Annotated in this window: 9 protein-coding genes; all 9 read left to right on the top strand. The window is 41.2% G+C overall.

What is annotated here, in order from left to right; genetic code table 11:
• The first annotated feature begins 28 nt into the window (after window positions 1-28).
• Complete coding sequence (locus AN392_RS06685; protein WP_010390465.1) at window positions 29-2026, top strand: formylglycine-generating enzyme family protein; 1998 nt, start codon at window positions 29-31, stop codon at window positions 2024-2026.
• 135 nt (window positions 2027-2161) lie between these two features.
• Window positions 2162-3205: a rod shape-determining protein gene (locus AN392_RS06680; protein ID WP_008113726.1), complete on the top strand. Its 1044-nt coding sequence runs from the start codon at window positions 2162-2164 to the stop codon at window positions 3203-3205.
• Complete coding sequence (gene mreC, locus AN392_RS06675) at window positions 3205-4047, top strand: rod shape-determining protein MreC (RefSeq protein ID WP_010390466.1); 843 nt, start codon at window positions 3205-3207, stop codon at window positions 4045-4047. Before AN392_RS06680 ends, mreC begins: the two co-directional genes overlap by 1 nt.
• Window positions 4040-4519, top strand: coding sequence for a rod shape-determining protein MreD (gene mreD / locus AN392_RS06670; protein WP_010390467.1), 480 nt, complete (start codon window positions 4040-4042; stop codon window positions 4517-4519). Before mreC ends, mreD begins: the two co-directional genes overlap by 8 nt.
• Window positions 4519-5088, top strand: coding sequence for a nucleoside triphosphate pyrophosphatase (locus AN392_RS06665; RefSeq protein WP_055012252.1), 570 nt, complete (start codon window positions 4519-4521; stop codon window positions 5086-5088). Before mreD ends, AN392_RS06665 begins: the two co-directional genes overlap by 1 nt.
• 1 nt (window position 5089) lies before the next feature.
• Window positions 5090-6562, top strand: a complete 1473-nt coding sequence (gene rng, locus AN392_RS06660; RefSeq protein WP_010390470.1) for a ribonuclease G — start codon at window positions 5090-5092, stop codon at window positions 6560-6562.
• Window positions 6562-10410 (top strand): YhdP family protein, encoded by a 3849-nt coding sequence (locus tag AN392_RS06655; protein WP_055012251.1) that lies wholly within the window; start codon window positions 6562-6564, stop codon window positions 10408-10410. The genes rng and AN392_RS06655 overlap by 1 nt, the downstream gene beginning before the upstream one ends.
• Entirely contained in the window at window positions 10407-11246 is an 840-nt protein-coding gene (locus tag AN392_RS06650) for a carbon-nitrogen hydrolase family protein (RefSeq protein ID WP_054202527.1), read from the top strand. Before AN392_RS06655 ends, AN392_RS06650 begins: the two co-directional genes overlap by 4 nt.
• Window positions 11243-12682 (top strand): metalloprotease TldD, encoded by a 1440-nt coding sequence (gene tldD / locus AN392_RS06645; RefSeq protein WP_055012250.1) that lies wholly within the window; start codon window positions 11243-11245, stop codon window positions 12680-12682. Before AN392_RS06650 ends, tldD begins: the two co-directional genes overlap by 4 nt.
• The last annotated feature ends 16 nt before the right edge of the window (window positions 12683-12698 follow it).

The raw sequence follows: 12698 nt of genomic DNA, 5'->3' as shown, positions 1-12698 counted from the left end.
AATTGCCGCTTTTTTGGGACTGGAATATATGCGAATTGCTCCTTTATCTCTGTTAATTTCTGCTAGCTTTTTTGCCAGCACAGTATTTGCACAAGATACAACTACTGTAAACAGAATTGAATCAGAGATTAATACGAAACAAACAGAATACACTCGTTCAACAACGATGCTCGATAAATATTTACAAGAAGAAAATCAGCTTCAAACCCAACTTGAACTGCTAAGAGCGCGTTCAACACAACTTGATAAAGAAAAAAATCAAGCGTTAGATGCGATGAATGATATGTACCGACGCTTAATTGATAACCCGTCGCTTGATATTACTTCTGCACAATCGCGTTATCAAAAAGCCGTTGTTGATCAAGAACAAAATAAAAATGATATTTCTATGCAATTGGCGGCAATTGCATCCCATCTAAAAGATATTGAGCAAATTCGCGCTGATAAACATGCACTTCAGAACACCATCGAAAGTTTAAAAGTGCAATACACTACTGCGCGTGTAGAGCGACTGCGCAATGAGTTTACCCGCGAGGGAACGCTCGAGGTCGATCATACCCTTAATTGTAAGCGTACTGAAACACTCGCTGCATGTGAACAACGCGGCCAGCAGATGGGGCTGAAAAAAGCCACTAATCGCTTTTTAGATCAAATTTTTGAAAACCTTACAGAAAAACGTCTGGTTGAACCTAAGCGAGACATGTCAGGGGCACAAGTACAGATTTTAAGTAGTCACGTGATTAAGAGTGCATTTAGCGGCCAAGGTGATTACAACGTCAATTTAAGCGTTACTATGCGTGGGGATGTAAACAGTAGTCGTTTATGTCACTTATTAAGTGTAAATAACAGTTTTTGTTCAGAGTATGGTACCCCGCTGACAAATACTTATCAGCCAGCTTATAGCACTACTTTTTCTGATAGTCAGTTAACATTCAGCGATAATACGGATAATAAAGCGGTCGCTAAAATAGTTAATAAAAAGCCTAAAGTGGTCGCTGAACAAAAGAAAGATCAGTTAATTCAGTTAACTTTGCGTTCTAACGTACATGGTGATGAAGTTTTTATTAACGACATTAGTGTAGGTTCAACTCGCTTAGTAACAAGATTACCGCGTGGTTTGCATAAATTAGAAATACGCAAAGAGGGTTACATCCCTTATAAAGCACGTATTGACTTAAAAAAGACACGCACGCTTTTTGCTAAGTTAGAAAAAAAGTCAGAGTCGATTGCTGCACCGACTAAAAAGCGAGAGCAAATAATACAAGCAGATTGTCCTAAGGGAATGGAAGTTGATACGCAGCCACCAACAGTGGATTCGTCAGCCGTAATAATCCCTGTTGGCACATTTAAAATGGGCGATATTAACGGCAATGGACTGGAAAACGAGCGTCCTGTTGTTGAAAAAACGATTAGTGAATCTTTTGTCATGCAAAGTAAAGAAGTCACTGTTGGCGCATTTGAGAAGTTTGTAAACGAGACACAATACAAGACTGAAGCTGAAAAAGGCAAAGGCTGTGCTTATTATCTAAATGGAGAACCCGTTTGGGAAGCGAGCTTAAATTGGCGAGCTCCAGGGTTTGAGCAAACAAATGATTTTCCAGCTGTGTGTTTGACAAAAAATGATGCTACGGCTTACGCAGAATGGTTTTCTGATAAAACAGCACAAGTGTATCGTCTGCCAACTGAGGTTGAGTGGGAATATGCTGCGCGTGCAGGTACAGATACTGAGTACCCTTGGGGTAACGAAATTGGTAAAAACTTAGCAAACTGTGGTTGGTGTGGTAGCGAATGGTCAAACAAACGCACCGCTCCGGTAGGGTCTTTTTCTGCAAATGCATTTGGCTTATACGATACAGTGGGCAATGTATGGGAATGGACTAGTAGCACAGAGAATAAAAAAAATGCTGTGGTTCGTGGCGGCGCATGGAACTTTGCTCCTAGCCTCGCTCGTGCCTCAACGCGTTTAATCCTAGCGCCAGATTTTAGAGCTAATTACATTGGCTTTCGCTTAATGAGCGAACAATAATATTTAATGAGGAAGCACACGCTTCCTCTTTTTAATGATTACAAAGACGGCTGCGCTTTATATTGCTCATTACATTGAGAATGTTAAAGTAAGCGCAACTAAAATAAGAACGAATTTCAAAGGTCATCCAGCCTCATGTTTAAAAAACTCCGTGGTATTTTTTCAAACGATCTATCGATCGATTTAGGTACAGCCAACACACTAATTTATGTAAAAGAAGAAGGGATTGTATTAAACGAACCTTCAGTTGTTGCTATTCGTCAAGAGCGTGCTGGTGGGCCTAAAAGTGTTGCATCTGTAGGTACAGAAGCTAAGCAAATGTTGGGGCGTACACCTGGTAATATTAAAGCTATTCGTCCGATGAAAGATGGCGTGATTGCTGATTTTTATGTGACCGAAAAAATGCTACAGCACTTTATTAAGCAAGTGCACAACAATAACTTTATGCGACCAAGCCCACGTGTACTTATTTGTGTTCCTTGTGGCGCTACACAGGTTGAAAAGCGTGCTATTCGCGAATCAGCGATGGGGGCAGGTGCTCGTGAAGTTTACTTAATTGAAGAGCCTATGGCTGCTGCAATTGGTGCAGGCTTACCAGTATCTGAAGCAACGGGCTCTATGGTTGTTGATATTGGTGGCGGTACAACCGAAGTGGCTATAATTTCACTCAATGGTGTTGTTTATTCGTCATCTGTTCGTATTGGTGGCGACAAGTTTGATGAAGCCATTATTAATTATGTACGTCGTAACTTTGGTAGCTTAATTGGTGAAGCCACGGCTGAGAATATTAAACACCAAATTGGTTCTGCATTTAAAACAGACGATCCAGTAGAAATAGAAGTGCGTGGTCGTAACCTTGCAGAAGGTGTTCCTCGTTCGTTCACACTTAACTCGCATGAAATTTTAGAAGCATTACAAGAGCCGCTAATGGGTATTGTAAGCGCTGTCATGGTTGCACTTGAACAGTCACCACCTGAGCTGGCATCTGATATTTCAGCACATGGCATGGTGTTAACTGGCGGTGGCGCATTACTAAAAGATTTAGATCGCCTACTCATGGAAGAAACAGGCATTCCAGTAGTTGTTGCTGATGATCCACTTACATGTGTTGCTCGTGGCGGCGGTAAAGCGCTTGAGATGATTGATGTGCACGGTGGTGACGTTTTTAGTTACGATTAATGAAATCAATGTTTGAAAAAACAATCTCTTTGCAACTGCGACTTTTTGTCGCAGTGCTTTTGAGTATCGTATTGATCCTTGGGGATAGATACACTAAGGGCGGTGAGAATATTCGCACCAGTTTGAATACCTTAGTTAGTCCGCTCATTTATGTTGCCAATCTACCTTACGAAGTATTTAGCTTTAGCGCTAAGAGCTTGCACACCCGCGAACAGTTACAAACTGAAAATGAAGCCCTGAAAAAAAAGCAAATATTGCAGAGCGAGCAAATTCAGCAATATGAATTCTTAGCAAAAGAAAATCAAAAATTACGAGCCTTAATGGGCTCGTCCTCAAAACACACCAATCGTAAAATTATTGCTCAAGTACTTTCTGTTCACTCAAATCCTTATAGCCACCAAGTGGTGATAAATCGAGGAACCACCGATGGTTTAAGTGAAAGCCAAGCAGTGATTGATGATATGGGACTTGTGGGGCAGTTGACTAAAGTGGGCTCAACTACTTCAAGAGTATTATTAATTACCGATACCACCCATGCTACGCCTGTACGTATTTTACGTAATGACGTGCGAACAGTGGTTGAAGGTATTGGTAAAATTAACGTACTGAAACTGTCGCATGTGCCGCATAGTTTAGATGTACGTATTGGCGATGTGTTGGTTACCTCTGGCCTTGGTGGTACGTTTCCTGAGGGCTATCCGGTAGCGGTGATCACCGAAATAACCCGTGATGAAGGACAACCTTTTGCGCAAGTATTTGCTGAACCTATAGCTCAATTAGACCGAATTCGATTATTAGTCGTGTTATGGCTAAATCAGCAGGAGTTGATGGGAGATGATTAATCGCCATATGCTATTAATTGCGTTAAGTATTTTCTTTGCATTGGTAATGGCTTTGATGCCGTTACCCTTTTCACTTGAACCATTTCGCCCTGACTGGGTGCTGCTGGTACTTATGTACTGGTCTTTGGCTTTACCGCATCGCTTAAACATAGGTACGGCTTGGGTTGTTGGATTAGTGATTGATTTAGCGACCGGTTCTTCTTTAGGTGTAAACTCATTAACCTACTCGGTGTGTATTTTTGTTACGGCAAGTAACTTTCAAAAAATTCGCAATTTTTCATTGTGGCAACAAAGCCTTTTAATTGGCTTATTTTTAACGCTTTATCATTTAATGCAGTTTTGGTTAAATCATTTTTTACTTGGCGTTTATTTTAGCCCACATTACTTATGGCCTGTATTAACAGGCATGTTGAGTTGGATATGGGTATTTTTACTACTTAGAAAATACCGTAGACACTTTAGGATCAGATAATGACTTGCGCAGTATATTTAGCCTCCGCGTCTCCCCGCCGTAAAGAGCTTTTAACCCAGTTGGGTATCGAGTTTTCACAATTTAGTGTTGATGCCGATGAAAGCCAGCTCGCTAACGAACTCCCATATGATTATGTCGAACGTTTAGCGCGTTTAAAGGCACAAATGGGCGTAAAACAAGGATATACCGATCGGCCTGTTCTAGGTAGTGATACCGTGGTAGTGATGGATAATCAATCATTATGCAAGCCACGAGATAAAGAAGACTTTACTCACACCTTAAAACGTTTATCAGGAAATACACACCAAGTGTTAACTGCTATCGCTTTTGCCACACCAGAAAAAGTAATGAGTTGTGTTGTCAGTACTGATGTTACTTTTAAAATACTCAGTGATGAAGAAATAGACGCTTACTGGCAAACGGGCGAGCCTCAAGATAAAGCCGGTGGTTATGGTATTCAAGGGTTAGGCGGACGCTTTGTAACGCATATTTCGGGTAGCTATTTTGCCGTTGTAGGCTTACCTTTATATGAGACAGAACAATTATTACATACATTCTTAAGAGGGTAGCATGAGTACAGAACTACTGATCAATGTCACGCCGAGTGAAAGTCGCGTTGCCCTAATCGAAAACGGTGTATTACAAGAAATTCAGCTAGAGCGTATTGGTAATTTAGGCATAGTAGGCAATATTTACTTAGGTAAAATAAGTCGCGTGCTACCTGGAATGCAAGCCGCTTTTGTTGATATAGGCTTAGAGAAAGCCGCCTTTTTGCACGCTTCAGATATCGTCAATAGTGCTTCTATTGTTGAAGGTGTTGACGACGAGCCAATTAAAAAAGTCCAAGATATTCGTGAGCTTGTTCGCCAGGGTCAGTACATTATGGTGCAAGTGGTTAAAGACCCACTGGGCAGTAAAGGTGCTCGCTTAACCACTGATATTACTATACCGTCACGCTATTTAGTATTTATGCCAGATGCGACGCATGTTGGTGTGAGTCAACGTATCGAAACGGAAGAGGAACGCGCTAGGCTTAAAAAAATTGTTGCTGAATATGGTGATGAAAACGGTAGCTTTATTGTTAGAACTGCCGCAGAAGGCGCAAGTGAAGTAGAGCTTCGTCACGATGCTGCATTTTTAAAAAAGCTGTGGGATAAAATAGTTTCTAAGCGCCGTAAAACCAGCAAAGCGAGTATTCTGCATGAAGATCTTACGCTGGCTTTTAGAACATTACGTGATTACGTGGGCGAAGATATGGAGCGCATTCGTGTTGACTCTAAGCTTACCTATCAAGAGCTTAAGCTGTTTACTGAAGAATTTGTACCGTTATTATCACAAGTACTTGAGTATTATCCGGGCGAGCGCCCCATTTTTGATTTATTTGATGTAGAAAGTGAAATTCAAAAGGCGTTGCATCGTAAGGTGACTTTAAAGTCTGGCGGGTACTTGATCATAGATCAAACCGAAGCAATGACCACGGTTGATGTTAATACCGGTGCATTTGTTGGTCACCGTAACCTTGAAGAAACTATTTTTAACACCAATGTTGAAGCAACCTCTGCTATTGCCCGTCAACTAAGGCTGCGCAATTTGGGCGGTATTATTATTATCGACTTTATTGATATGGTGAGCGATGAGCACAAACGCCGGGTAATGCACTCATTAGAGTCTGCGCTCGCTAAAGATCGTGCTAAAGCCAACATTAATGGTTTATCAGCATTGGGACTGGTTGAAATGACCCGCAAGCGAACTCGCGAAAGTTTGGAGCATATACTGTGTGATGTATGTCCTGCATGTTCAGGGCGAGGCTCTCAAAAAACGGTTGAGACCGTATGCTATGAAATCCTTCGTGAGATAGTACGTGTTAACCGCGCTTATGCAGCTGATAAGTTTGTAGTTTATGCATCTCCTGCAGTATGTGAAGCGCTATTAAATGACGAATATCATAACCTTGCAGAGTTAGAGTTATTTATTGGTAAGCAAGTTAATATTCAAACAGAGAGCTTATACAGCCAAGAGCAGTTTGATGTGGTAATGATGTAATGAAATTTAAAGCGGCCTGTTTCTTTTGTGTGCGCAAATTATGGCAAATAAGTGCTGTAATTTTGGTGCTACTGGCCGTCATTGTTTCTATTTTAAAATACACCTTACCCTACGCAAATGACTATAAAGGCGAGATAGAAAATTATCTTGATAGCAAGTTTGATATTAGCCTATCGATAGGCGCTATATCGGCAAGTTGGCAAGGTAATGGCCCTGCCTTAGTGCTCGAAGAATTATCATTTAAAGACAACCAAACCGCCCCTATTTCTTTAACTATTGCGAAAACCAGTTTAGAGCTAAACCTTTGGGAAAGTCTAAAGTCCCTTCAACTTAAGTCGAATTACTTTGTCATCAATGGTTTTCATACCAAGGTTAATGTCGCGAATTTATTTGTAGGTAATCAAGACGATGTGTCATTTGAACAAAAAGAGTTAATAGAAGGGCTGTTTTTAGGTGAAACCGGTCATTTTGCAATAGAAAACTCCAGTATCAATTTTGTTTTAGAAGATAACAAAGAACGTAAACTGTTATTAGAAAACATTGTATGGCAAAACCAAGATAAACAACACCTTGGTAGCGGTAGTCTAGCATTACCGGGTATTTCGGTAGGGAATTTTGATGCGCGCATTGCACTTAAGGGGGAAACCTTAGAGCAAATGGTTGGTGATTTGTATGTGCAGGCTAATCAGGTTGATGTGTCAAATTGGCTAGCGCAATATATTAATACTCAAAAGCAGCAACTACATAGCGATTTAAATTTACAAGCTTGGCTTAGATTAGAGCAAGGTCTAGTGAGTGACGTAAAAGTTCAGTGGTTACCGAGCGCGGTAAATTGGCAACTCAATGAGCAAACACAAAAGGTAAGCCTAAGTGAAGGGGGATTTCATTTATACCCAGAGCAAAATAGCTGGCGATTAAAAAGCACGGGCTTAGCATTTAGTACGGGTGAAACCACATGGCCAAGCCTTGAATTTGAAGCCTTATTGGGTAAGCAAAATAAAGTATGGCTACAGCAGCTTGATTTAGCGCTATTGAGTGATTTAGCTGAGTTGACTAATTTTACCGACCTAGCCCCTTTTTTAGCACGCCAACCTAGCGGACAAATAAAGACTGCGTACCTTGAGTTTGCAGATACAAAGCAATGGCAACTATGGTTTGATGCTGACGAAATTAGCTGGCAAGAAAAAAACGCCGTACCTGCCGCTCAATCTTTAAGAGTTAATGGGCTGGTTAATCAACAGTATGGTCGCATTGCGATTTTTGGTGAGAACAGCCGTTTAATTACAGGCGCTAGTTTTAGTAATAATATTGATTATAACCAATTAAATATTGAGCTAGATTTAGCTAAGCGCTCAGGCGATTGGTACATAAGCAGTGATAACCTGTGGTTTGATAACAATGAGGTGACTTTAAGCGCACAAATGCAGCTGAGTTTGGGTGATACGCCACGCTTAGATTTATATGCTGAAGCGTTTGCACCTGATGCCAGTATTGCTGGTCACTATTTTCCTTTAACGTTAATGAGCCCTGAGTTAGTTAGTTATTTAAATGGTGCAATAAAAGCAGGTGAAGTATCAAATACTCAGGTGTTATTTTCTGGCCCACTATCAGGCTTTCCATTTGACGATGGTTCAGGGCAGTTTGATGTAATAGCACAAATAGATAATGCCACCTACCAATTCGATCCCGATTGGCCAGCAGTTACTAATGCCAATGTAAAACTGCATTTTGCTAATGAGCGAATGGATATATATAGTCAGCAAGGCCAACTGGTAAACCTTGATGTTGGCAGCAGTGTACATGTGAGTATTGATGACTTAATGGGTGATGCGCCGTTGGTGGTTAATATTGATAAGCAAGCTGAGCTTGAAAAAATGCACGATTTTTTTGCCGCTACGCCTTTAGCAAATCCATTAGCTGATATTTTTAATGTTGTGCAAGGACAGGGGCTTGCAAGTGCAAATATTGAATTACTAATAGGTTCACAATTTGAGGGGGGAGCCAGTGTCAGTGGTAAGGTTAATTTACTCGACTCACCTCTCTACATTTCTGCACCTGGTATTTCTCTTGAGCATTTAAAGGGCGAACTTAGCTTTAATAACCAACAAATAAATCTCACTAATGCAACGGCTTCATGGCTGGGTATGCCATTAACTATTAACTACAATAGTGACGCAAACGCAGAGGATTATCGCGCTAATATAAATATAAATGCTCAGCTTGATTCGCAAACACTTATAAACCGTGGGCAAGGCATTTTAAATGGTTACTTAAGTGGGCAAAGTGATGTTGATATTGCTTTGGAGCTTAATTTTACCGAGCAAGGGTTTAACTATCGTGCCCAAGTTGAATCGCCACTTATTGGCTTAAGTAGTTCTTTGCCTGGAGCATATACAAAAAGTAGTGAGCAAGCTTGGCCACTGCGTGCAGTTATTCAAGGTGATGATATATCTAACTTGATCACCGCAAACGTTGATCAGCTAGTGTATTTTAATGCCATTCTAGACAATGCTAAATCACAGTTTAATAACGCCCACTTTATAATCGGTAACAAAGATTTAGGGCTTAACGCGCAAGATTTAGCGGTAAGTATTAACTTAGCGCAAAGTGAGTTATTACCTTGGATTGATTTAATTGATCAAATTATTAATGCAGCTAAAGCGCAGCCAGAGAGTGCATCGCCAGGTATTATGCCGCCTTTGTATGAGGTTGTTGCGAATATTAACTCTTTTAATGTGAGTGGCATGCAGTTTAATGATTTTGATATGCGTTTATCGCCCTTAAATAATAACTTGCAATTAAAGCTCAATGCTAAAGAATTACGAGCAGAAGTGTTCATTCCCAGCGAGCAATCAAGTCAGCCGATTCGAATAAACAGTGACTATTTAAGGCTTAATTTTTTAGAGGCCGAAACAGAGCAACCGAGCGAAAAATCATCTCCTGAACAACTTGCATGGCTTACAAATTTGCCTGCTATTGAGTTTGAATGTGCCGATTGTAAGATCAGCCATTATCAGCTAGATAAAGTCAGCGCCTCATTATTAGGTGATGGTAAAAAACTGCTTATTTCTGAGCTAGTAGTTGATAAGGGCGATCATATATTACGTACTAAAGGGCAGTGGCAAAATGGCCTAACAGCAATGAGCGGCGAACTTAAAAGTGATGATATTGGCGCTTTATTTAATGAATTTGATATCACCACTACTATTAAAGACTCAAACGCGAATCTAAATTATCAACTAAATTGGCAAGCGGCACCTTATAACTTAGACATTGCTAGTTTAGACGGTGAAATTAGTTGGGATTTAGGCGAGGGCCATTTAACTGAGGTGAGTGATGGAGGCGCACGGGTATTTTCATTACTGAGCCTTGATTCATTAGTGCGTAAGCTAAAACTTGATTTTAGAGATGTATTTTCTAAAGGTTTTTTCTATAACAGCATGAAAGGTACGATGCAGATAGATAAGGGCATTGCCTATACCCAAGATACTAAAATGGATGGGGTGCCTGCCGATCTCTCGATTAAAGGGTATGCAAATTTAAATACTCTCGAAATTGACTACGACTTAGCAGTAGCACCGCAAGTAACGTCGAGTATTCCAGTAATTGTGGCTTGGATGGTTAACCCAGTAACGGGGCTTGCAGCTTTAGCAATTGATAAAGTAATTCATTCTGCGCGAGTGATCTCAGAGATCAACTTTAAAGTGACGGGTAAAATGAACGATCCTCAGGTACAAGAGTTAGATCGTAAGAGCCGAGAGGTGACCTTGCCACAAGCAGCACAAAATCAGCCGCGAGCATCCTCAGAGTTAAAACTCAAAGATGCTGAGGTTAGCGCCGCGCAATGAATAAACAACGCATAAACTCATCTCCTGCGATTATCGCATTGCAAATGTGCTCAGGCTTTAACCCTGATGATAACATTGCAGCTTTAAAGCAAGCGTTAGCTGAATTACCAAGCACGCGGCCTTTGTTAGTATGTTTACCAGAAGCGTTTTTAGTGTTTAGTAAACACGCTGGTGATACGTTGTTAGTGTCACAGCGTATTGAGCAATATAAACAGCAAATTAGTGAATTGTGTCGTAAACACAATATTTGGTTAAATGCTGGCACCATGCCAGAGCCCTATGACCAACATAAGTATTACGCTGCCTCACACTTGTTTAATAACCAAGGCGATATTGTTGCAAGCTATAACAAAATACATTTATTTGATGTTGAGGTAGATGACCAGACCGGCAGCTACCGAGAGTCCGACTTTACTCAAGCGGGCGATGAGATTGTGGTTGTTGATTCTCCCTTTGGTAAAATTGGTTTAACAGTATGTTATGATTTGCGCTTTGCTGGTTTATTTAATGCCTTAGCTCGTAAAGGCGCAGAAATTATATTAGTACCCAGTGCGTTTACTGTTCCAACAGGTAAAGCGCATTGGCAGCCGCTACTGGCAGCACGTGCCATAGAAACGCAGTGTTATGTTATTGCTGCAGCGCAATATGGAACACATGAAAACGGTAGACAAACTTATGGTCACAGCCTGATGTTATCGCCCTGGGGTGAGACATTAAGTGAAAAACCAACAGGGCTTGGTTTTATTAGTTGTACCGTAGATTTGAACCAGTTACACAAAATTAGACGAGATATGCCGCTGCAATCTCACCAACGATTTAGAGAGCCATTATTATGAATTCGGTTGAACAGCATTTATTACACGACAGCCAGCTAAATCGAGAAGAACTCGAAAAAACATTAGCTTATATTCACCAGCACAAAGTTGATTATGCCGACCTTTATTTTCAATCGAGTCATCATGAGTCTTGGGTATTAGAAGACGGCCTTGTTAAAGAAGGGTCTTATAACGTTGAACGTGGTGTTGGCGTACGGGCTGTTAGTGGTGAAAAAACTGGTTTTTCGTATTCAGACGCAATTAATTTAGAAGCGCTAAATAAGGCCGCAACTGCTGCACGTAGTATTGCCGATGCAGGTGAAGATAAAGCGGTTAAAGTATTTAGTGACGTGGCTGCTAAAGAGCAGTACGCGCCACATCAACCAATTTCTAGCATGAGCGATACCGATAAAGTTAATTTGTTACGTGAGCTTGAAAACTATATTCGCGAATTAGCCCCAGATGCTGAGCAAGTCATTAGCTCAATGTCTGCGGTATACGAAGAAGTATTAATTGCAGCTAGCGATGGCACCTTTGCTACCGATATTCGCCCACTGATCCGTTTAAACTGCTCTGTATTGCTAGAGAAAAATGGTCGCCGTGAACGTGGCGGTGCTGGTGGCGGTGCGCGCCTAGATTATGGTTACTTTAAAGAGCTGGTTGATGGTAAGCCGCGTTGGATGGGTTTTGCAGAAGAAGCCGTTCGTCAAGCTAAAGTAAACTTAGAAGCTATTGATGCCCCTGCAGGTACTATGGAAGTGGTATTAGGTAATGGCTGGCCAGGTGTGTTGTTACACGAAGCGGTAGGCCATGGCCTCGAGGGTGACTTTAACCGTAAAGGCGCGTCTGCGTTTAGCGGTAAAGTAGGGCAAAAAGTTGCTTCAGAGCTATGTACTGTGGTTGATGATGGTACTATGGCTGATCGTCGTGGTTCACTTAATGTGGATGACGAAGGTACGCCTGCAGCCTATAACGTACTTATCGAAAACGGTATTTTAAAAGGCTATATGCAAGATAAAATGAACGCGCGTTTGATGGGGGTAAACCCAACAGGTAACGCACGTCGTGAGTCATACGCGCATTTACCAATGCCACGTATGACCAACACTTACATGTTAGGTGGAGAGCACAGCCAAGCTGATATTATCAGCACGGTTAAAAAAGGCGTGTTTGCTCCTAATTTTGGTGGCGGCCAAGTGGATATCACCTCAGGTAAGTTTGTGTTTAGTGCCTCAGAAGCTTACTTAATTGAAAATGGTAAAATTACTCAGCCAATTAAAGGGGCAACATTAATTGGTAATGGCCCTGAGGTTATGCAACAAATCTCTATGGTAGGTAATGATTTAGCGCTTGATAAAGGCGTCGGTGTTTGTGGTAAAGACGGTCAAAGTGTACCAGTAGGCGTTGGCCAACCAAGCCTGAAAATAGATAACCTAACAGTAGGTGGCACGGCTTAATTTTTATAACTGCCAA

The organism is Pseudoalteromonas sp. P1-16-1b (assembly GCF_001401785.1).
In the GTDB taxonomy this organism is placed as follows: domain Bacteria; phylum Pseudomonadota; class Gammaproteobacteria; order Enterobacterales; family Alteromonadaceae; genus Pseudoalteromonas; species Pseudoalteromonas undina.
Note: the sequence above shows the minus strand (reverse complement) of the source record. Positions and strands in the feature narration are given on the sequence as shown.